This is a genomic window from Streptomyces sp. NPDC104581, assembly GCF_055583685.1.
Map to the genome: position 1 here is coordinate 147,922 of NZ_JBVJNN010000001.1, position 19,184 is coordinate 167,105.

The following is a 19,184-nucleotide window of genomic DNA, read 5'->3' on the forward strand; positions in this document are numbered from 1 at the left end:
ACACAAAGGAGCGACCATGACCGCGGTACCCGACATCACGCTGAACAACGGCGTGGACATCCCCCAGCTCGGCTTCGGCACCTTCCAGATCCCGCCGGCCGAGACCCGGGAGGCGACGCTGACGGCCCTGGAGATCGGCTACCGGCACATCGACACCGCGCAGATGTACGGCAACGAGAAGGAAGTCGGTCAGGCGGTCCGCGACTCCGGGCTCGACCGGGACGACATCTTCGTCACCAGCAAGCTGAACAACCCCTACCACGCGCCGGACGACGCGCTCGCCGCGTTCGACCGGAGCATGGAGGACCTCGGGCTGGAGCGTCTCGATCTCTTCCTGATCCACTGGCCGCTGCCCGGTGTCGGGGACTTCGTGGAGACCTGGAAGGCGCTGGAGGAGATCTACCGCTCCGGCCGGGCGAGCGCCATCGGCGTCTCCAACTTCCAGCCGAACCACCTCCGCCGTCTCCTCGACGGCTCCGTGGTCGTCCCCGCCGTCAACCAGGTGGAGGTGCATCCGTACCTCACCCAGGACGAGGTCAGGGCGTTCAACACCGAACAGGGCATCGCCACCGAGTCCTGGTCCCCCATCGCCAAGGGCAGGGTGCTCGACGACCCGGTCATCACCCGCATCGCCGACGCGGCCGGGCGCACCCCGGCACAGGTCACGCTCCGCTGGCACATCCAGCGCGGGGACGTCGTCTTCCCGAAGTCCGTGACCCGCGAGCGGGTCGAGGAGAACTTCGCCCTGTTCGACTTCGAACTGAGCGAGGCCGACATCTCCGACATCTCCGCCCTGAACCGGAACGAGCGCACCGGCCCCGACCCCGACCTCATGAACGGCTGACGCCCGGTCCCCGCCCGGTCCGTGACCGATGTTCCAACTCCGCAAACTTGGGCGGAGATCGCTCCGCGCGTACGGCAAGATTTGTCGTATGACCGAACAACCGGGCAGCGCACCGTCACACAGCGCCACGGACGAAACCCTCGCGGCCCTGGCGGTCCGCCTCCGCGCGTCGGAGACCGGCGGCTGGACGCGCGACGCCACGCGCGCACTGGTCGTCCGGCTCGGCTGGGGCTGGAGCGACAGTCCCGCCGTGGCCACCGGACGCTCCACCGGTGACGCACGGCTGCGCCCCGTCGGCAAGTACGAGGAACGCCATGTGAGCAGCGAGGCGTACGTCGAACTGGCCGTCCCCGTACGGCATGCCGCGCCGGACGCGGCCTCCCAGGCGGAGGCCTTCCGGCTGGCCAAGGACGAGCTGACCGGAGCGCTCGGCCAGCCGTCGATCATGGGGGTGCACGGCAGGCTCACGCCGTTCCTGCGCCCGGTGGAGAACTGGGGCTCCCCGTATCTGCGCTGGCGTGGCGAGTCGGACACGCTCGAACTGCGCGCGGGCCGGACGGGACCCGAGCTGGTCCTCCAGCCGACCGATCCGGCGGAGAGCTGGTTCGTCCGCCAGGGGAACGGCGAGGAGCACGGCATCACCGGCTTCTTCGGCTTCCGGGCCGACGCCTCCAACGGGGGCCTGACCTTCCCCGGCGGCTGGCGGGCACACAGCTGGGAGACGGTGACCCGGGCGCTCGCCGCGTTCCTGACCACGCTGCCGGCGGAGACGACCGCGCTCCGGACCCCGATGTGGATGCCGATCTACGGCCGGATCGAGGGCAAGGGAGCGCCGATCCTCTTCGACATCGACTGCGGGGACCGGCTGATGATCGCCGCCTTCGCGGACGAGGTGGTCGACCCGGCGTCGCTGGGATGGGGCACGGCGGCCGAGCACCCGTCGACCGGCAGGCCCTGGCCCGACGCCCGACACCCGCGGTTGCGGATCGACGCGGGCGGTCCCGGTGAACCCGCCGGCCAGGCCCTGGCCGAGACGATCGTGGCGACCGCCCGCGCGATGGGCGTGCGGTCCCCCGAGGACCTGCTGATCGGCACCGAGGCCGGGGACGTGGGCGAGTACCGCGTGACGTACTACGGGCTGGGGCTGTCGATGGCATGAGCGACGCCGGGCCGTCGTCACCGCCGGCGGAACGCCGACGGTCGTGCGGCGCCGTCGCGACGCGGCCGGGTCGCTGCGCCCTCCGGCACCCCGGCGCGGCTTACGCTGCGGTGGCTTCACTGCCGTCGAGCGAGAACGAGGTGCTGTGGAATGCCGACGACCATGCGCAAGTGGGCATGGCTGCCCGTACTGGCCGTCGGGCTCGGGCTCTACTTCCTCGTACAGAGCACCCTCATCGACACCGGCAACATCAACTACGTGCCGTCCATGATCCTGTTGGGGGCGGTCGTCGTCCCCCTCGCCTTCCTGACCTTCGTCGCCGGTCGTACCGGTGAGTGGCGCATCGGGCCCTTCGTGCTCGCGATCGCGGCCCTGTTCGGCGGCGTGGTCGGCATCGTGACCGCCGGACGGCTGGAGTTCGAGACGCTCCGCGGCCTGGGTACGACGTCCCTGATCGGCATCGGTCTGATCGAGGAGTCCTGCAAGCTCATCGTCCCGGTGCTGATCCTTGTGTGGCAGTGGCGGCGCGGCACCGTGCACGTCGGGGACGGACTGCTCATCGGGGTCGCGGCCGGTATGGGGTTCGCCGCGCTGGAGACGATGGGGTACGCCTTCACGGCGCTGCTGGCGTCCCAGGGGAACATCGGCGATGTGGAGGAGACCCTGTTCCTGCGTGGACTGACCTCGCCCGCGGCCCACATGGCGTGGACCGGACTGATCTGCGGAGCGCTGTGGACGGCCGTGGCGGCGCGATGGTCGGCGGCGGCCACCGTTCGGCTCGTCGTCACCTTCGTGCTCGCGGTCACCCTGCACGCGCTGTGGGACGGCGCCACCAGCCGCGTCATGTACTTCCTCCTGGCGGCGGTCTCGCTCGGCTGGCTCCTCGTGGAACTCCACCGGAGCGACACCCTGACCTGGGACAGCCCGTCCGGGAGCGTACGACGCCCGTGAGGTGAGGTACGGCAGGAGCTACGTTGGTCCCCATGTACTCCACTCAGGTCTCCCGGCGCGTACGGGCCCCGCGGGCGGTCGTCTACCGCGCCCTGCTGGACGGGGACGCGGTCGCCCGGTGGCGGGTGCCCGCCGGTATGAGCAGTCAGGTGCACGAGTTCGACGGCCGAGAGGGCGGGCGGTTCCGTGTCTCGCTCATCTACGACGCGCCGACGGACACCGGCAAGTCGGCGGCGAACACCGACACGTACCACGGGCACTTCGAACGGCTGGTCCCGGACGAACGGGTGGTGGAGGTCCTTGAGTTCGAGACTCCCGACCCGGCGCTGCGCGGCACCATGACCATCACGACCACACTCACCGACGTGGACGGCGGTACGGAGGTGGTCCTGCTGCACGAGGGCGTCCCGGACACGGTGCCGGCGGCGGACAACGAGACGGGTCAGCGCATGGCCCTGGACAATCTCGCCCGGCTCGTCGAGGGGGACGAGCGGCCGGCCGGCTGACACCGCCTCCGTACGGAACCGCGCACCGCGACCGCTCACGGAGGCCGCGGTGCGCTACGAGCGGCGGCCGGGTCTGCCGCGCCTGCCGCTCCTCGCCCCGCCCGAACCGCCGCCGCCTCGGGGGTTCTTCCCGGTCGACCTGCCGCCCGCCGGCTTGCGCCGCGCGGCGCCCGCGTCGGAACCGCCCTGCTTCGCTCCCGGCTTGGCCTTCGACGCCTGCTGCCCCTGCGCCGGGGCCGGTCGGCGGCCCCGTGAGCTGTTGACGGTGCGGCCCCGGACGATCCCGATGAACTCCTCGACCAGGTCGGTGGTCCGCTCCTCCGGCCACGACAGGGCGACACGCGACTCGGGAGCGCCGGTAACCGGCCGGTAGGTGAGGTCCTTGCGGTGGTGCAGCCGGGCCAGGGACTGCGGGACGACGAGGAGGCCGATGCCCGCCGCGACCAGTTCGACGGCGTCCGCCGTCGTGACGGGACGCTCGTTCGCCGGCCGTCCTGGCAGGGGTCCCGCCCAGTCGAGCGCGTCGTCGAGCGGGTGCAGCACGATGTCGTCGGCGAGATCCGCGACGGACACCTCGTCGACGGCCGCCACGAGGTGGTCCTTCGGGACGAGGACGACGGTCGTCTCGGTGTAGAGCGGGATGGCGCTGAGACCGGTCCGGTCGACGGGCAGGCGGACGAACCCCGCGTCCGCGCCGCCCGCGCGCAGGGTGTCCGCCGCCTCGGCCGCGGACACCGTGGTGAGGGTCAGCGGGATCTCGGGCAGCCGCTCGTGCCAGATCCGCACCCACTTGCCGGGGATCACTCCCGGCACGTACGCGAGGCGGAACGCGGGGGAAGCGAGGGGTACCTCCGAGCCAGTCACGCCGCCAGGCTACCGGCCGTGGTCGGGAGCCCCGCACCGGCTCGATACCCTTGGCACCATGACGTCGCACCAGACCACCCAGACCATGAAACCCGCCACGGCGGCGAAGAAACTGGGTGTGTACCTCGAAGCCACCCCCGCCGACTTCCGGGAAGGCGTCGTCTCGCGCGGTGAGTTGAACGCGCTCCAGGCCGATCCGCCGCAGTGGCTGCTGGAGCTGCGGCGCGAGGGCCCGCATCCGCGTCCGGTGGTCGCCGCCAAGCTCGGTGTCTCGATCGCCGGGCTCGCCCGCGGCGGTGTCACCGAGGCCCTCACGACGGCGCAGATCGACGCGCTGAAGGAGGAGCTTCCCGCGTGGCTGCGGCGCGAGCGCGCCACCCAGGCCGAGGTGCGCAAGGAGGCGGTCCGGATCAAGGAGAAGAACGCGGAGCGCGCCGAGCGGGCCCGCCGCCCGCGTACCTGACCGGCGGCGGGGCGGCGGGCCGGTAGCGGGGCGGCGGGCCGGTGGGCGGCCCACCGCCCGGCGCGGGGCCTACCGGGCGGGCGCCCTGCCGCGGTCGGTCAGCAGGGACCAGATCACGAAGACGCCGATCGCGATGGCGATCACCGCCCAGACGGGCTGGTAGGGCAGCCACATGAAGTTCGCGACGATGCTCACGGCAGCCATGCCCACCCCGATCACCCTGGCCCAGGGCGCGCCGGTCATGATGCCCAGGCCGGTGAGGACCAGGAGCACGCCCACCACGAGATGGATCCAGCCCCACGAGGTCAGGGTGAACTGGTACGTGTAGCTGCCGTTGAGCGTGTACACGTTGTCCCGCGCGATGCTGACGACACCGTTCAGGACGGCCAGGACGCCGTCCACGAACAGCAGCACACCGGCGAACATCGCCCCACCGGTCGCCCACGCGTGGCTGCCGTGCCCACCGCGGGACGGTGTGTGATGTGCCCCCGAAGGGGACGCGGTCTGAGCCATGAGAGCCTCCTCGGCCGAGTGCGTGGCCCGCTCTCCGGACCACTCCGGCATGGGGCCGACAATCCGCCGCTCCCGCCCCCACGACCACCCGGACTGGTCCGTTCGGGTGAACGGTCACGGACCGGTACGGCGCTGCCGCCCGGGGCCTCCTTCACGGCCCGCGGACCGGCTCTCACGGAGAGTCACTCCTCGATGTGGATGGCGAGCGCCGGGCAGACGGACGCGGCGTGACGGGTGTCGCCGGCCCGGCCGTCCGGGGGCTCGGCCGTCAGGAGTACGGCGATGCCGTCCTCGTCGCGCTGGTCGAACACGTCCGAGGCGGCGACCACGCACTGTCCCGACGCGACGCACTTGTCCTGGTCGAGGCTGATCTTCATGAAGGCTCCTTCGTCGGTGCTGTGAGGGGGGAACCGTCACCAGGTGACGGGCAGTTCGTACACCCCGTAGACGTTGCCGTCGTGCTTGAACGGGAGGCTCTCGATGTCGCCCGCGAGCCGCAGGGTGGGGACGCGGCGGTACAGGGTGCTGTAGACGACCTGGAGTTCCAGCCGGGCCAGTGGCTGGCCCAGGCACTGGTGGACGCCGAACCCGAACGCCACGTGGTGCCGGGCGTCGCGCCCGATGTCGAGGCGGTCGGGATCCGGGAAGGCGTCGGGGTCGCGGTTGCCGATGTCGTTGGCCATGATCAGACCCTCGCCCGCGCGGACGCGTTCTCCGGCGATGTCGATGTCCTCGAGCGCGACCCGGCGCCGGCCGTTGTGGACGATGCTGAGATAGCGCAGCAGCTCCTCGACGGCCGACACGACCACTTCCGGGTCGTCGGAGTCCCGCAGAAGCGCCAGTTGGGCGGGGTGTTCGAGCAGCGCGAGCGTACCGAGCGCGATCATGTTCGCGGTGGTCTCGTGTCCGGCGATCAGCAGCAGCACGCCCGTCTGGGCCGCTTCGTCACGGGTCAGCTCACCCGCCCTCACCCGCTCGGCGAGGCCGGAGAGCAGGTCGTCGGCGGGCTCGGCGAGCTTCCGGCCCATGAGGTCGTCCAGATAGCCCAGGAGCGCGCCCTGTGCGCCCGTCCGCTGCCCGGGGTCGGCCTCGCGCCTGATGACGATCTTGCTGTTCTGCTGGAAGAAGTCGTGGTCGGCGTAAGGGACTCCGAGCAGTTCGCAGATGACCAGCGAGGGCACCGGCAGGGCGAACGCGTCGACCAGGTCGACCGGTTGGGGACCGGCCAGCATGTCGTCGATCAGCTCGTCGACGATCCGCTGGACGGCGGGGCGCAGCGCGGCGACCCGTTTGACGGCGAACGGCGCCGTCACCATGCGCCGCAGCCGGGCGTGTTCGGGGTCGTCCTTCAGGATGAAGCCGACGGACCGGTGGCCGGGCGGAAGCGCCACCTGGAGCGGGTAGCCGGGCCGGTTGATGTCGGCGCTGACCCGTGGGTCGGCGAGCAGGGCGCGCTGTTCGGCGTACCGGGTCACCAGCCAGGGGGTGCTGTCGTCCCAGAGCCGGACCCTGGTGAGCGGGGCCCGCTTCTGCTGGGCCACCGCGGTCGGCGGCGGGTCGAACGGGCAGCCGGCCGCCCGGGTCATCGGGAAGTGCGGTACCGCGGCCGGGCTCTCGCCGGCCGGTTCGGCGGTGCTGGTCATGTGTCCGCTCCAAGGGGGTGTGGTGGGGGGGCTCCGAGGTGTGTGGCGGTCAGCGCGGGGCGGGGGTCCGGGCCGGCCGGGCGGCGAGCGCGTCGGCCACTTCCTGGCGGCGCTGCCGGGTCTGCTTGGGCATGTTCCAGCCGAGAACTCCGGTGACGGCGCCCGCGCTTCGGTACCGGACGACGAACCGACCCGTCGCCGGGTCCCCGTCCACCACCGTCATGTCGGCGTCGGCGCCTGCGGGTACGGCACCGTGCAGCTGGATCTTCGTGTCGTACTGGTCCGTCCAGAAGTACGGCACCGGGGTGTACGCGCGGTCGGCGCCGAGGATGTTGGCGGCGACCGTGACGGCCTGTTCGGAGGCGTTGGTGCGGTTCTCCAGCCGGATCGGCCCGCCGAGGTGTTCGTGATGCCACCGCGCCACGTCCCCCACGGCGTACACGCCGTCGGCCGCCCGGCAACGGGAGTCGCAGACCAGCCCGTTGTCCACCGGCAGGCCGCTGCCGTGGAGCCAGCCGGTCACCGGTTCGGTGCCGATCGCGACCACGACGAGGTCGGCGGGCAGCAGATCCCCGTCGTCCAGGCGTACTCCGGTGACGGTCCCGGAGTCGGCGGCCAACTCGCGGACTGCGGCCCCGAGTCGTGGCCGGACCCCGCGCCCGGTGTGCAGTTCGGTGAGCAACTCAGCCGTGCTGTGGCCGAGTTGTCCGGCCATCAGTGCGTGCTGAGGTCCGACGACGGTGACGTCGGGGCCCAGGGTGCCGGCGGTGGCGGCGATCTCGGCGCCGAGCACGCCGTCGCCGACGACCACGAGCCGCGCGGCACCGGGCAGTGCGGCGCGGAGCGCGAGCGCGTCGTCGAGGGTGCGCAGCAGGTGGACGCCGGAGAGCCCGGCCTGGCCCGGCAGGGTTCTGGGACGTGTTCCGGTGGCCACGACCACCGCGTCGGCGCGCAGTGTCCGGCCCGACGCGGTGCGCACCTCACGGGTCGCCACGTCCAGGCCGACCGCCGGGTCGCATAGTACGAATTCCGCGTCGAGCGCCGACAGGGCTTCCTCCGGGCGCAGTTGGGTCCGTTCGGGTGGCCAGGTCCCGGCGAGTACCTGCTTCGACAGGGGAGGCCGGTCGTACGGCTGGTGCGGCTCGGCGCCGACGACGGTCACCCTGCCCGTGCAGCCCAGGCGTCGCAGTGCTTCGACGGTGCTCAGTCCGGCGGCCGAGGCGCCGACCACCACCACGTCGGTGGCCCCGCCGACCCCGGTGTGCCCTGAACGGCCCACTGTTGCTCTCATCGTCGGAAGTCCTCCGTCTGCGGTTCGGGAAGGAATGTGGGGGTGCGCGGGGGTGGCGGGACGTGCGGGGGCCCGGAACGGAACGCCTGGGGGCGGACGAGCCCATGGGGGTGAGGGGATGATCGAGCGGGAGTGCCGATCGGACGCCGGGTGCGTTCGGGGGAAGTCGCGGTCAAAGTGGAACGCGGTCAGGGTGGAGCGCGGTCAGGGGCGGGTGACGGGGGCCAGCCACAGCCCGACGATCGCGTCGATCAGACCGGTGCCGGCGTCGCGCCAGCTGGAGCGCGGAGTGGCCGTCGCGAGCGCGAGCGCCCGTTCCCGTTCGGCGCACATGTGCACCATCAGCTGACGGGCCATGTCACCGCGCTCCGCCCGTACTTCGGCGGGCAGATCCGGCAGGCACTCGTCGAGTCCCCGGATGATCCGGTGGAGTGAGGACGCGTCGAGCGAGTCGGTGACCACGATCCGGCGCAGCCCCGGGTCGGTCATGATCTGTGCGGTGAACCGGGCGTACCAGGTGGGGCTGCCGAGCTCGGCGAGGTGGTCGGTGACCGGGCGCACCAGACAGGCCACCCAGTCCCGTACGTCGGAGGAGTCGCCGGCGTCGTCCACCATGCGGCTCCGGAGCTGTTCGACCGGCGGCGCGTGCTTGCGGACGATGGCCCGGACGAGGTCGGTCTTCGTACCGAAGTGGTAGCCGACGGCGGCGTTGTTGCCCTGACCGGCGGCTTCGCTGACCTGGCGGTTGGAGACCGCGAACACCCCGTGTTCGGCGAACAGCCGCTCCGCGGTGGCGAGGATCAATTCCCGCGTCGCGTCGGCCCGTTCCCCTCGGCCGGTCTTCCGTGTCACGCGCACGAGCGTACCGGCACTCCGCTCGGGGGGATCCATCACGCCTCCTCGTGGTCGGCTGTGGCCGTGTGATCAGTGAAGCGCGCGCAGCGCGCTAAAGCAAGCGACTGACTTAATATCGACGCGGTGGGGCTGGTTCATTCGGCCGCTCGCTGCCCGGCAACGGAGTGGTCTCCCCGGCGGGCCGGTTATCGGGAAGCGCCCGGCGTCAATAGACGCAGAGTCCGCAACACCCCTAACAGAAAGGGAAACCAATGCGTCTCCGTACGACTGTCGCCGCCACCGCCCTCGCCGCCCTCACGCTGCTCGGCAGCGCGAGCGCCGCCACCGCCGGTGAGCGGGGCGGGGAGCACGAGAGCACCAACATCGTGAACAGCGAGATCGCCAACACCTGGATCGAGGACAGCTTCAACACGATCATCGTCTTCGGCAACCAGTTCTAAGTCTTCTCGCAGTCGCCGGCCCCTCGCGGTGTTCCGCGAGGGGCCGGCCGGCGTCCGAGGACCCGTCGGCCGACGCGATCCGCGGTGTTCGCGCGGCACGACCGACGCCGTCGCCACCCGGACGGCCTTGCGCGGCCGGGGACTTGAGGCCCCGTCCCGCGCTCCCCCGGTTCATGCCCCAGCGGGTGGACGCCGGCAACGAGCCCGCCAAGGGGCCACGGTTGTCGATCGTGGCCGGGTCAGCCGCCCCGGCCCTCGCGTCCGGTCACCGCCCGCCGCGCTCAGGCCTCTCGCCATCGAAGGCGGACCGAGGTGGGGCGCCGTCCGCGGTCAGCGCCGGCCGCGCCGCGCCTCCCGGACGGCGCTCAGGTACTGGGCATCTCGCCGCTCGGCGCGCTGCCGGGACCGCGCCGTCAGGGGGCCCGCCAACGCCCATACCGCCGAGATCAGCAGGCACCTGGCCGCGAAGTCCCATCCCCACGCCATGTCGCCGACCCACGTCATCACAGCGCTCATGGCGACTCCCGTCACCGTCGCGGCGCCGATCCGCTTCCACCACCGGCTCATGTCCAGCGACTACCCGCTCAGGGACCACAGAGCACCTGTCCCTCGACGAGCGTGCCGCCACTTCGGCTCGCGCCCACGCCCCGAGCCCGGCTCACCTCCGCGGACTCAGCCCCGCCACCGTCAGGCGGAAGAGGCGGTCCGCCCGGGCCGCCGGGTCGGGGTGGTGCTCGGTGGCCAGCGCGATGCCCACGGCGAGTGTGATCAGGTCGGGGACGGTGACGTCCGCCGCCACCGCGCCGTCCCGCGCGGCGCGTTCGAGCAGTGGGACGCCCGCGTCCTCCAGCGCCGCCGAGCACGCGTTGTCGTGTACGGGCTCGGGCGGGGTCCCGTCGTAGGCGAGCGTGGCCGCCAGTCCGCGGGCGGACGCGCAGTAGGCGACGACATCGCCCAGCCATTCCAGCAGCGCCGCCCTGCTGTCGTCCGCGCCGGTCAGCTCCCGGGCGCGCTCGGTCAGCGCCTCGATCCGTTTCCGTGAGACCGCCTCCAGCAGGGCTCTGCGGGTCGGGAAGTGCCGGCGCACGGTGGCCGAGCCGACCCCCGCGGTGCGGGCGATCTGCTCAAGCGAGGCGTCGGCCCCGTGGGTGGCGACCTCCTCCTCGGCCACGGCGAGGATGCGCGTGTGGTTGCGTCTGGCGTCGGCGCGCCGGCGGTCGGGCATGGCTGTGTCACCTCGGGCTTTGTTAAATGGCGGGCCCCGCCGTATCGTACCGGAGCAGAAACGGCGGGCCCCGCCGTTTAGCCTTCCCGGCGTCCCCGGAGGATCAGCATGTCCACAGATACCGCACCCGTCCTGGTCACAGGCGCCACCGGCAGGCAGGGCGGTGCCACCGCACGGGCCCTGCTCGCCAGGGGCGTACCGGTCCGCGCGCTGGTCCGCGACCGGGCCACCGAACGGGCCGCGGCCGTCGAGACGCTCGGCGCCGAACTGGTCACGGGCGATCTGCGCGACCGCGACTCGGTGGTGCGGGCGGCCGAGGGTGCGCGCGCCGTCTTCTCCGTACAGATGCCGGCCATGACCGGGGACGGCTTCGACTTCGAGGGAGAGGTGACGCAGGGGGTCAATCTCGTCGAGGGCGCGAAGGCCGCCGGAGTACGGCAGTTCGTGCACACGTCGGTCACCGGCGCCGGTCAGCACACGCGGGCCCCCGGCTGGGCCGAAGGGCGCTGGGCCTCGATGGCGCCCACCCTGGGCGCCAAGAGCGCGATCCAGGACCGGGTCCGCGAGGCGGGCTTCCACCAATGGACGCTGCTCAAGCCGGGCACCTTCATGGAGAACTTCCTCCCGTCCATGGGGTTCCTGCTCCCCCGCGGCGTCGAGGGCGGTCTGGTGAGCGTCCTGAAGCCGGAGACCCGGCTGTCCCTGGTGGCGGTGGAGGACATCGGCAGGGCGGCGGCCGCGGCCTTCGACGCGCCGGAGCGGTTCGACCGTGTCGAGCTGGAGCTGGCGAGCGACCATCTGTCGATGACGGAGATCGCGGAGATCATGTCGCGCGTCCTGGGCACGCCCCTGTCGGCGCCGGACATGACGGAGGAGGAAGCACTCGCCGCCGGAATGCCGCCGATGGGCGCCACGCACGAGTGGATGAACGCGGTCCCCCAGCCCGGGCGCCCGGAGTTCGCACGAGACCTCGGCATCCCCCTCACCGGCTTCGAGGAGTGGGCTCGGGCCCATCTGCGCGCCACGGCCTGACCGGCCGCGGGCCGGGGTCGGGCCGTCAGGCCCGGTCGGGTCGACGTTCCGGGCGGTGCCTCCCACCGGGGCCGGGCGGTCCGGCGGGTTCGGCCGGGCGGGCCGCGTCCGTCGCGATCACGACCACCTGGTCCTCCGTGCTCCACACACGCCGCTCGCCCTTGTGGGGGTTGAGCCGGACGCCGTGGTCGGGCGGCACCGTCCGCCGGTCGTGACAGCGGTAGCCGATGGCGCATTCGCCGCGGGCACGCGCCGCGGCCACGACCGTGGCGAAGGTGGCCTCGCTGTCCGGGCGGACGTAGGTCCCGGACGGACGGAGACAGATCGTGCTGCCGTCGGCGGAGAACAACTCGTCGAAAACGGGGGCCAGATGACGGTTCTGTGCGATCTGCGCCATGAGCAGTCCGGTCAGCTCTCCGCTGACGACGACGTCCGATCCCGGGTTGACGGCGGCCAGGGTCCGGTTGCGGTCGTCGGTGAGTTCGCTGACGACGCGCAACTCCCGTCCGGTCCGTTCTTCCAGCAGCCGCAGGGCCAGCAGGGCGACCAGGGTCCAGTCGTCGGGGTGGTCCGGCCCGTCGGCCGGATCGGGGCCGAGGACGACCAGACCGTCGTACGGGGCGAGGTCGAGCCCGAGCAGCGTCTCGGGCCGCGCCAGGGCGGCGGTCCTGAACCGTACGACCGGCGGGGCGGCACCGGCCCCCGGCACGTGACCGGCCCCCGACGCGCCACCAGGCTCCGGCGCGTGGCCGGCCTCCGGCTCCCTCGGTGCGGGCACGGTCAGGTCGGTGACGACGTCCAGTACGGAACCCGGCCGTGCCCTGCGCCGCAACTGCTCCAGGACCAGGGGCCCCCGCCGGTTCCAGCCGAGCACCAGCAGGCGTGTGGCGGCCTCCGCCGTGGGCGGTCCCGCGGCGATCACCGACCGGTCGACGAGGTGCCGGCAGTCGGCGGGCCGTGTCGTGCGGTCGTCCCGGGCCAGGACGATCAGCCGGCTCCCGGGGGCGACGACGGTGTCGGCGGGGGGATTGAGCGATGTCTGCCCCAGGGGGCCGAGCAGTCCCACCACACACGAGTCGGGGTGTGCGAGGAGTGTCGCCCCGAAGGGACCACCGGTGAAGGCGGTCGCGTCGGCGAGGTGGAACTCGTCGCCCGCGAAGTCGAGCAGATCGCGCAGTACGAGGGAGAGGCCGGGGCGGCCGACGCACTGCGCGATCAGCCGGGCCGTGACCGTGTCGGTCTCCAGGACCGTGCCGCGCGGCCCCGCGGCCAGCCGGGCCGGTGCGCGGTACCGGTCGTCGCGCACCGCCGCCAGCACCGGCGGTCCGCCCGTCCCCCCGCCGATGACCGCCCGCAGCGCCAGCAGGATCCGCAGGATCTGGGCGTCGCCCGCCGGTTCGCCGGACGGCAGCACCAGCACGGTACTCGCCGAGCCGGGGCTGACCAGCGCGAGTACGGCGGGGTCGGTCGCGGGCCCGCTGCGGCAGATGATCCGGGTGCGTCCGGCCGGACCGGTCCGGGCGGCGAGCGCCCGCTCCATCCCGGTCTTGTCCCGGTCGGCGAGCAGGACGATCGCCCGTGGCCGGTGCGCGGCCTGGGCGGCGACCAACTCGCTCACCACCGTGACCACTTGATCGGACCAGCCGAGCACCACGACATGGCCGCGCTCCAGGACCGTGGACCGTCCACGGCTCAACTCGGCCATCCGCTCGGCCAGACTCGTCGTGATCACCCCGACGAGTGTCGAGACGCAGAGCAGGGCGACCAGCCCGAGCAGGGCCGAGAGCACCATCCGCAGTGGCGTACCGGTCATCGCGCCCAGGCGGAGCGTCTCCGCGCTGGTCCGCCAGGCCGCGGTCAGCCGGCCCGAGAGCGACGGCGGCGAGCCGGGGTCCGTCCAGACGAGCACCGCGCTCACCGGGACGACGACGGCCAGGCAGGTGATCACCAGCCAGCCCATCAGGGTGCCGGTGCTCCGGGCCAGTGTGCGGTCGAACCGGTAACGCGCCCGGACCGCCAGCGAATTGGACGGGCGTCCCGTCATCCGTGCCACTCCCACCCGCTCTCTCCCGCGTAGGCGCTGGTCGGCCCGGTTCGGCACAGTGCTGCCTCGGGTGGCGGAACACGCCGGTTTCGCGGACCGATTCACCCTTTCGGGCGGGCACCCGAAACCGGGCGTGGCGGGCGGGGGCGGGGGCGGTGGGCGTGGGCCGGTCACAGTCCGGGCGCGCCCCAGACGGGGAACCAGCGGGCGAGGTCCTTCTCGATCCGCAGATCGTCCTCCAGAACGGCTCGGACCTGGAGCTCCCGCTGGTTGTCCCGTTTCTCCGCGCCGCCGGTGAGGGGCGCGAAGGGGTAGAAGGTGCCGCGTTTGTAGAGATAGACCAGGGCGAGTGACCGCTGCTCGGCGTCGCGGAAGCTCATCAGCGAGCAGAGGAGCTGCGGGCCGAAGCCACCGTCCTGGAGCAGGGTGTTGACCGCGTGCAGATCGTTGACGAGCGTGGCGGTGTCCTCGGGTTCGCGCCGCGCGAGCAGCCAGGTGTACCCGTACGAGTCCTGGCTGAACTCCACCGGGTGCCCGTTCTGCCCGGCGTCCGCGTCGAGCAGGTCCCGCACGTCCTGTCTGATCCGGGCGAAGCCGCCGCCCTCGACGCCCGCGAAACAGACCGAGCCGAGGCCGGTGGGTGTGTAACCGGCCCCGGCCTGGAGGGTGAGCGCGGCGGACGGGAGGGCGAAGAGCTGGTCGAGGTCGGGCCGGACCGGTTTGCTCCGGCCGAGGATGGTGTCGAGAAGGCCCACGGGACCAGCTCCTCACGTTGACGGGCGGACGGGGGTCGGTGACCGGGGGTGTCACGGGCGGGAGAGGTCGGCCGAGATCCGGGCCAGCTGCTCCAGGCGCTGTTCGAGGGTCGGGTGGGAGGAGAGCAGTCGTCCGAGGCTCTCCTTGGAGGCGAACGCCGGCACGAAGAAGAACGCGTTGTACGGCTCCGCCTTGCGCAGGTCCTCCGTAGGGATCCGCGCCATCTGGCCGTCCACCTTGGTCAGCGCCGACGCGAGCGCGGAAGGCCGTCCGGTGAGCAGCGCCGCAGTCCGGTCGGCGGAGAGTTCGCGGTAGCGGGAGAGCAGCCTGGTCAGCAGGAAGCCGATCGCGTAGACGACCGCGCTGACCAGCGGTATCAGCAGGAGCACGAGACCTGCGGGGCCCGAGTCCCGGGCGCTCCTCGACAGCCCGCTGTAGAGGGCGATGCGGGTCAGGATTCCCGCGAGCACGCCGAGGAAGGACGCGATGGTCATCACGGCGACGTCGCGGTGCGCGACGTGGGACATCTCGTGGGCGAGTACGCCCTCCAGCTCCTCCGGTTCCAGTCTGCGGAGCAGTCCGGTGGTGGCACAGACCAGTGCGCTGCGTTCGCTGCGGCCGGTGGCGAAGGCGTTCGGGATGTCACTGTTCGAGATGGCCACCTTGGGTTTGGGCATGTCGGCCAGGGCGCAGATGCGGTCGACGGCGCCGTGCAGTTCCGGTGCCTGCTCGGGGGTGACCTCGCGCGCGCCCATGCCGAAGGCCGCGATCTTGTCGCTGAACCAGAACTGGGCGACGAACATGCCGACCGCGAGGATCAGGATGATCGGCCAGAACTTCCCCAGTACGGCCAGCAGCACACCGACCAGGACCACGTAGAGCAGACCGATCAGGAACATGGTGGTCACCATGCGCGTGGTCAGGCCGCGGTCCTGCGTGTAGCGGGTTCGTGTCATCACTCGCCTCCATCAGCTCTTCTCTTCTGTCATTTTCCTCCTTATCTCGGCAAAACGTCGTAAAAGGAGCGTAGGCAAGCCGGCCCTGGGCGGGAGGTGCCTCCGGGGAGGCCCGCGGGGACGATCACCTTCGATTTCCGGATCGCGGGGGTTCATGCGCCGGCCTTTCCGAATGCCCTCCTTCGTGTGCACTCGACCGGCTGTCGCCACCGCCGCGCCCCCGCCGGCCGGATAGTGGTCCCATCAGGTCCCCGTCGAGGGCGACCGCCGGATGACCGCGGAGATGGAGTGACCACCATGCGTACCACCGAGGCGACCGACCGTGTCCAGCTCGTGTTCTCACTGCTCGACACGGACGGGAACGGCTTTCTGGAGGCCGAGGACTTCGAGCTGCTGGGGAGCCGGGTGGTGGCGGTGGCGCCATGGGCGGACGACGCGGCGAGAAGGGCGATGATCGGGGCCTCGCGCCGGTACTGGCGGACGCTGGTCACCGAGCTGGACGCGAACGGTGACGGGCGGATCAGCGTGCAGGAGTTCACCGCCTGCGTACTGACCCCGGAGCGGTTCGAGGCGACGATCGACGACTTCGCGGAGGCGCTCGCCGCGCTCGGCGCACCAGCCGGCGACGGCCTCGTCACCCGGCCCGCCTTTGTCGCGCTGATGATCGCCATCGGATTCGAACGGGCGCGCATCGAGGCGCTGTTCGACGCTTTCGGCCCCGTGGACGGCGATCGGATCCCGGTGGCCACCTGGGCCGAGGGGATCAGGGACTACTACCGGCCCGAGAAGGCGGGGATCCCCGGGGACCACCTGACGTCGGGGCCTTCCGGGTTCAAGGCCAACCCGGAAGGGTAGAAATGTCATGGTTCGCACCGTAGCTCCGTAACCCGTCATGGGAGCGGGCGGCGGCGGCCCCGAGAACGCCCGGAAACCCTCGGAAATCCAGGGCGGCGCCCCGCGCGAGCAGGGAGGTGTCAGCGACATGACCGGGATGCAGTTCGGAATCTTCACCGTGGGTGACGTGACCCCGGACCCGACCACCGGTGGTGCTCCTACGGAGGCGGAACGCATCCGGGCCACGGTCACCATCGCGCGTAAGGCGGAGGAGGTCGGCCTCGACGTCTTCGCGACGGGCGAGCACCACAATCCGCCCTTCGTGCCGTCCTCGCCCACGACCCTGCTCGGTTACATCGCCGCCCGGACCGAGCGGATCATACTGTCGACGTCGACCACGCTCATCACCACGAACGATCCAGTCAAGATCGCCGAGGACTTCAGCGTCCTGCAACACCTGTCCGGCGGCCGGACCGATCTGATGCTGGGACGCGGGAACACCGGTCCCGTCTATCCCTGGTTCGGCCAGGACATCCGTCAGGCCGTCCCCCTGACCGTCGAGCACTACGGGCTGCTGCGGCGTCTGTGGCGTGAGGAGGTGGTCGACTGGGAGGGCCGGTTCCGTTCGCCCCTCCAGGGCTTCACCCTCGCGCCCCGACCGCTGGACGGCATCCCGCCGTTCGTCTGGCACGGTTCCATCCGCACGCCCGAGGTCGCGGAACTGGCCGCCTTCCACGGAGACGGGTTCTTCGCGAACCACATCTTCTGGCCGCCGTCGCACACGCGGAAGATGGTGGAGACGTACCGGCAGCGCTTCGCGCACTACGGGCACGGCTCACCGGAGGCCGCCGTCGTCGGCCTCGGCGGGCAGGTGTTCATGCGCCCCAACAGCCAGGACGCGGTCCGCGAGTTCCGGCCGTACTTCGACAACGCGCCGGTGTACGGGCACGGGCCGTCCCTGGAGGACTTCGGCTCGCTCACGCCCCTGACGGTCGGCTCTCCCCGGCAGGTGATCGACAGGACGCTGGGTTTCCGCGAGTACGCGGGCGACTACCAGCGGCAGTTGTTCCTCCTGGACCACGCGGGACTGCCGCTCAAGACCGTGCTGGAACAGCTGGACCTGCTGGGCGGGGAGGTGGTGCCGGTCCTCCGTGAGGAGTTCGCCGTCGGCAGGTCGCCGGAGGCGCCGGCTGCCCCCACGCACCAGTCGCTGCTGCGGGAACGTGACCAGAGAGCGGCGAAGGCGGAGCCGTGACGGGCGCGACGCGGAACTCGGCGGACGGAAGAGGGAAGCCCGACCGGAGCGCCCGCCAGGGCGCCGGCGGAAGTGGGGAGTTGACCGCGGTGACGACCACCCGACTGACGATCATCTCCGGCGGGTTGCGGGAGCCGTCGTCGACGCGCATGCTCGCCAACCGCCTCGAGGCGTCGGTGCGTGAGGAACTCGCCGCCGCCGGTGTCACGGTCGAGTCGTCGTTCGTCGAACTCCGTCCACTGGGGCACGCGATCATCGACTCGATGTTCAGCGGATTCCCCTCCCCGCCGCTGGAGAGGGCGTTCGACACGGTCGCGGACGCCGACGGGGTCATCGCGGTCACCCCCGCCTTCAACGCCTCGTTCAGCGGACTGTTCAAGTCGTTCTTCGACGTGCTCCCCGAGGAGACGCTGTCGGACATGCCGATCCTCATGGGCGCCACCGGCGGCACCGAACGGCACTCCCTGGTCCTCGAACACGCGCTGCGGCCGATGTTCTCGTATCTGCACGCCATCGTCTCCTCACGTGGTGTCTACGCCGCCACCGACGACTTCGGGCCGCGGGCGGACGGCGCCGGCCTGGGCGAACGCATCGCCCGGGCGGCGTCCGACTACGCCAGGCTCGTCCGGGGGTGCGGCTCACACCGCCGGCGTGACTCCTTCAGCGAGGACACCGCGGCCATGGAACGGCTCCTCGGCGGCGGCCGGCCCTGAGCCCGCGCCCGGCTCGTCGACACGGGTCACCGAGGTCAGACGCGCGGGCCGAGGAACAGGCCGCCCGTCACGTCGATGACCTGGCCGGTGATCCAGCGTGCGGCGTCGGAGGCGAGGAACGCCACCACGTCGGCCACGTCGTCCGGTCCGCCCAGCCGGTCGAGCGCCGTCAGTCCCGTGATGAGTTCGGGGACGCCCGGCCCGTCGAAGGACGATCCGTTGGTCGCCGTCAGGGTGGCGCCCGGCGCGACCGCGTTCACCGTGATTCCCCGCACCCCCAGCTCGTTGGCCAGGGTCATGCTCATCGTCTCGACCGCGCCCTTCGTCATGGCGAAGGACGTCTGCGTGGCGTTCGCCATCCGGGTCGCCACGGACGAGAGCGTGATGACGCGGCCACCGTCACGGAGCAGGGGTAACGCCCGCTGGATGATGAAGTAGGGCGCTCGCACGTTCACCGCGAAGAGGTGGTCGAACTCCGCCCGCGTGGTGACTCCCAGCCGCCCCGCGGGCACGGCCGCCGCGTTGTTCACCAGGATGTCGAGCGGTCGCCCCGCGAGACCCGCCTCGACTCCCGCGAAGAGCGTCTCGACGTCGTCGTCCGCGCCCAGCTCCGCGCGCACGGCGAACGCGCTTCCGCCGTCGCGTCCGATGGCGTCGACCGTCGCCGTCGCACCGTCCTTGTCGGTGCCGAAGTGCACGGCGACCGTCGCCCCCTTGGCCGCCAGCCGGGCCGCGATCGCCTGCCCGATCCCGCGCGAGGCCCCCGTCACCAGCGCCGTCCTGCCGGCCAGATCGTCAGTCATCAGAACCACCCCATTCCGGTAGTGACTACCAATCTGG

At 71.8% G+C, this 19,184-nt stretch carries 22 protein-coding genes; 10 read left to right on the forward strand and 12 right to left on the reverse strand.

Features of this window, described 5'->3' with window-relative positions:
* Positions 1–16: 16 nt before the first annotated feature.
* From ACZ61E_RS00620 to ACZ61E_RS00635, 4 genes are all read left to right on the forward strand, one after another.
* The gene (locus tag ACZ61E_RS00620) at positions 17–844 is read left to right on the forward strand and encodes an aldo/keto reductase (RefSeq protein ID WP_469696327.1); all 828 of its coding nucleotides are present in this window, start codon (positions 17–19) and stop codon (positions 842–844) included.
* A gap of 88 nt (positions 845–932) precedes the next feature.
* Complete coding sequence (locus tag ACZ61E_RS00625; protein ID WP_469696328.1) at positions 933–2,003, forward strand: hypothetical protein; 1,071 nt, start codon at positions 933–935, stop codon at positions 2,001–2,003.
* 150 nt (positions 2,004–2,153) lie between these two features.
* Complete coding sequence (locus ACZ61E_RS00630; protein ID WP_469696330.1) at positions 2,154–2,954, forward strand: PrsW family intramembrane metalloprotease; 801 nt, start codon at positions 2,154–2,156, stop codon at positions 2,952–2,954.
* 32 nt (positions 2,955–2,986) lie between these two features.
* Positions 2,987–3,460 (forward strand): SRPBCC domain-containing protein, encoded by a 474-nt coding sequence (locus ACZ61E_RS00635; protein WP_469696332.1) that lies wholly within the window; start codon positions 2,987–2,989, stop codon positions 3,458–3,460.
* Positions 3,461–3,514: 54 nt separating this feature from the next.
* On the opposite strand, the gene ACZ61E_RS00640 is transcribed toward ACZ61E_RS00635, so the two are convergent.
* On the reverse strand, positions 3,515–4,324 hold the full coding sequence (locus tag ACZ61E_RS00640) for a LysR family substrate-binding domain-containing protein (RefSeq protein ID WP_469696333.1): 810 nt from the start codon (positions 4,322–4,324) through the stop codon (positions 3,515–3,517).
* A 58-nt stretch (positions 4,325–4,382) separates the two neighbouring features.
* On the opposite strand from ACZ61E_RS00640, the gene ACZ61E_RS00645 reads away from it, so the two are divergent.
* Entirely contained in the window at positions 4,383–4,787 is a 405-nt protein-coding gene (locus tag ACZ61E_RS00645) for a DUF5997 family protein (protein ID WP_469696335.1), read from the forward strand.
* 69 nt (positions 4,788–4,856) lie between these two features.
* Here the strand turns inward: ACZ61E_RS00645 and ACZ61E_RS00650 are convergent, their stop codons facing one another.
* The 5 genes from ACZ61E_RS00650 to ACZ61E_RS00670 all read right to left on the reverse strand — a co-directional run bounded on the left by ACZ61E_RS00650 (position 4,857) and on the right by ACZ61E_RS00670 (position 9,086).
* Positions 4,857–5,300, reverse strand: a complete 444-nt coding sequence (locus tag ACZ61E_RS00650) for a DUF7144 family membrane protein (protein ID WP_469696336.1) — start codon at positions 5,298–5,300, stop codon at positions 4,857–4,859.
* A gap of 182 nt (positions 5,301–5,482) precedes the next feature.
* On the reverse strand, positions 5,483–5,677 hold the full coding sequence (locus tag ACZ61E_RS00655; RefSeq protein WP_469696337.1) for a ferredoxin: 195 nt from the start codon (positions 5,675–5,677) through the stop codon (positions 5,483–5,485).
* A gap of 36 nt (positions 5,678–5,713) precedes the next feature.
* Positions 5,714–6,943: a cytochrome P450 gene (locus ACZ61E_RS00660; protein ID WP_469696339.1), complete on the reverse strand. Its 1,230-nt coding sequence runs from the start codon at positions 6,941–6,943 to the stop codon at positions 5,714–5,716.
* Positions 6,944–6,992: 49 nt separating this feature from the next.
* Positions 6,993–8,234: an NAD(P)/FAD-dependent oxidoreductase gene (locus ACZ61E_RS00665; RefSeq protein ID WP_469696341.1), complete on the reverse strand. Its 1,242-nt coding sequence runs from the start codon at positions 8,232–8,234 to the stop codon at positions 6,993–6,995.
* 204 nt (positions 8,235–8,438) lie between these two features.
* The gene (locus ACZ61E_RS00670; RefSeq protein WP_469696343.1) at positions 8,439–9,086 is read right to left on the reverse strand and encodes a TetR/AcrR family transcriptional regulator; all 648 of its coding nucleotides are present in this window, start codon (positions 9,084–9,086) and stop codon (positions 8,439–8,441) included.
* 254 nt (positions 9,087–9,340) lie between these two features.
* Here ACZ61E_RS00670 and ACZ61E_RS00675 point away from each other — a divergent pair, with 254 nt between their 5' ends.
* Entirely contained in the window at positions 9,341–9,529 is a 189-nt protein-coding gene (locus tag ACZ61E_RS00675; protein ID WP_469696345.1) for a hypothetical protein, read from the forward strand.
* A 330-nt stretch (positions 9,530–9,859) separates the two neighbouring features.
* Here ACZ61E_RS00675 and ACZ61E_RS00680 read toward each other — a convergent pair whose 3' ends face one another.
* Positions 9,860–10,096 carry a hypothetical protein gene (locus ACZ61E_RS00680; protein WP_469696347.1) on the reverse strand — a complete coding sequence of 79 codons (237 nt, stop codon included), beginning with the start codon at positions 10,094–10,096 and terminating at the stop codon, positions 9,860–9,862.
* A 91-nt stretch (positions 10,097–10,187) separates the two neighbouring features.
* The gene (locus ACZ61E_RS00685) at positions 10,188–10,754 is read right to left on the reverse strand and encodes a TetR/AcrR family transcriptional regulator (RefSeq protein WP_469696349.1); all 567 of its coding nucleotides are present in this window, start codon (positions 10,752–10,754) and stop codon (positions 10,188–10,190) included.
* A gap of 108 nt (positions 10,755–10,862) precedes the next feature.
* On the opposite strand from ACZ61E_RS00685, the gene ACZ61E_RS00690 reads away from it, so the two are divergent.
* Positions 10,863–11,786: an NmrA family NAD(P)-binding protein gene (locus ACZ61E_RS00690; RefSeq protein ID WP_469696351.1), complete on the forward strand. Its 924-nt coding sequence runs from the start codon at positions 10,863–10,865 to the stop codon at positions 11,784–11,786.
* A 25-nt stretch (positions 11,787–11,811) separates the two neighbouring features.
* On the opposite strand, the gene ACZ61E_RS00695 is transcribed toward ACZ61E_RS00690, so the two are convergent.
* The 3 genes from ACZ61E_RS00695 to htpX form a co-directional block, all read right to left on the reverse strand.
* Positions 11,812–13,830, reverse strand: coding sequence for a CASTOR/POLLUX-related putative ion channel (locus ACZ61E_RS00695; RefSeq protein ID WP_469696353.1), 2,019 nt, complete (start codon positions 13,828–13,830; stop codon positions 11,812–11,814).
* 170 nt (positions 13,831–14,000) lie between these two features.
* Entirely contained in the window at positions 14,001–14,585 is a 585-nt protein-coding gene (gene pspAB, locus ACZ61E_RS00700) for a PspA-associated protein PspAB (RefSeq protein WP_469696355.1), read from the reverse strand.
* A 51-nt stretch (positions 14,586–14,636) separates the two neighbouring features.
* Complete coding sequence (htpX, locus tag ACZ61E_RS00705) at positions 14,637–15,542, reverse strand: zinc metalloprotease HtpX (RefSeq protein WP_469696356.1); 906 nt, start codon at positions 15,540–15,542, stop codon at positions 14,637–14,639.
* A 297-nt stretch (positions 15,543–15,839) separates the two neighbouring features.
* Between htpX and ACZ61E_RS00710 the strand changes: the two genes are divergently transcribed.
* The 3 genes from ACZ61E_RS00710 to ACZ61E_RS00720 all read left to right on the forward strand — a co-directional run bounded on the left by ACZ61E_RS00710 (position 15,840) and on the right by ACZ61E_RS00720 (position 18,344).
* Complete coding sequence (locus tag ACZ61E_RS00710; protein WP_469696358.1) at positions 15,840–16,397, forward strand: EF-hand domain-containing protein; 558 nt, start codon at positions 15,840–15,842, stop codon at positions 16,395–16,397.
* 136 nt (positions 16,398–16,533) lie between these two features.
* Positions 16,534–17,631, forward strand: a complete 1,098-nt coding sequence (locus ACZ61E_RS00715) for a CE1758 family FMN-dependent luciferase-like monooxygenase (RefSeq protein WP_469696636.1) — start codon at positions 16,534–16,536, stop codon at positions 17,629–17,631.
* An 89-nt stretch (positions 17,632–17,720) separates the two neighbouring features.
* On the forward strand, positions 17,721–18,344 hold the full coding sequence (locus ACZ61E_RS00720; RefSeq protein ID WP_469696360.1) for a CE1759 family FMN reductase: 624 nt from the start codon (positions 17,721–17,723) through the stop codon (positions 18,342–18,344).
* A gap of 35 nt (positions 18,345–18,379) precedes the next feature.
* On the opposite strand, the gene ACZ61E_RS00725 is transcribed toward ACZ61E_RS00720, so the two are convergent.
* Complete coding sequence (locus tag ACZ61E_RS00725) at positions 18,380–19,147, reverse strand: SDR family oxidoreductase (RefSeq protein WP_469696361.1); 768 nt, start codon at positions 19,145–19,147, stop codon at positions 18,380–18,382.
* Positions 19,148–19,184 lie beyond the last annotated feature (37 nt).

Excerpts from the sequence above, each read along its gene's own strand:
- ACZ61E_RS00620 (WP_469696327.1), top strand. The coding sequence starts at position 17 with ATGACCGCGGTACCCGACATCACGCTGAACAACGGCGTGGACATCCCC.
- ACZ61E_RS00625 (WP_469696328.1), top strand. The coding sequence starts at position 933 with ATGACCGAACAACCGGGCAGCGCACCGTCACACAGCGCCACGGACGAA.
- ACZ61E_RS00630 (WP_469696330.1), top strand. The coding sequence starts at position 2,154 with ATGCCGACGACCATGCGCAAGTGGGCATGGCTGCCCGTACTGGCCGTC.
- ACZ61E_RS00635 (WP_469696332.1), top strand. The coding sequence starts at position 2,987 with ATGTACTCCACTCAGGTCTCCCGGCGCGTACGGGCCCCGCGGGCGGTC.
- ACZ61E_RS00645 (WP_469696335.1), top strand. The coding sequence starts at position 4,383 with ATGACGTCGCACCAGACCACCCAGACCATGAAACCCGCCACGGCGGCG.
- ACZ61E_RS00650 (WP_469696336.1), bottom strand. The coding sequence starts at position 5,300 with ATGGCTCAGACCGCGTCCCCTTCGGGGGCACATCACACACCGTCCCGC.
- ACZ61E_RS00655 (WP_469696337.1), bottom strand. The coding sequence starts at position 5,677 with ATGAAGATCAGCCTCGACCAGGACAAGTGCGTCGCGTCGGGACAGTGC.
- ACZ61E_RS00660 (WP_469696339.1), bottom strand. The coding sequence starts at position 6,943 with ATGACCAGCACCGCCGAACCGGCCGGCGAGAGCCCGGCCGCGGTACCG.
- ACZ61E_RS00665 (WP_469696341.1), bottom strand. The coding sequence starts at position 8,234 with ATGAGAGCAACAGTGGGCCGTTCAGGGCACACCGGGGTCGGCGGGGCC.
- ACZ61E_RS00675 (WP_469696345.1), top strand. The coding sequence starts at position 9,341 with ATGCGTCTCCGTACGACTGTCGCCGCCACCGCCCTCGCCGCCCTCACG.
- ACZ61E_RS00680 (WP_469696347.1), bottom strand. The coding sequence starts at position 10,096 with ATGAGCCGGTGGTGGAAGCGGATCGGCGCCGCGACGGTGACGGGAGTC.
- ACZ61E_RS00685 (WP_469696349.1), bottom strand. The coding sequence starts at position 10,754 with ATGCCCGACCGCCGGCGCGCCGACGCCAGACGCAACCACACGCGCATC.
- ACZ61E_RS00690 (WP_469696351.1), top strand. The coding sequence starts at position 10,863 with ATGTCCACAGATACCGCACCCGTCCTGGTCACAGGCGCCACCGGCAGG.
- ACZ61E_RS00695 (WP_469696353.1), bottom strand. The coding sequence starts at position 13,830 with ATGACGGGACGCCCGTCCAATTCGCTGGCGGTCCGGGCGCGTTACCGG.
- htpX (WP_469696356.1), bottom strand. The coding sequence starts at position 15,542 with ATGACACGAACCCGCTACACGCAGGACCGCGGCCTGACCACGCGCATG.
- ACZ61E_RS00710 (WP_469696358.1), top strand. The coding sequence starts at position 15,840 with ATGCGTACCACCGAGGCGACCGACCGTGTCCAGCTCGTGTTCTCACTG.
- ACZ61E_RS00715 (WP_469696636.1), top strand. The coding sequence starts at position 16,534 with ATGCAGTTCGGAATCTTCACCGTGGGTGACGTGACCCCGGACCCGACC.
- ACZ61E_RS00725 (WP_469696361.1), bottom strand. The coding sequence starts at position 19,147 with ATGACTGACGATCTGGCCGGCAGGACGGCGCTGGTGACGGGGGCCTCG.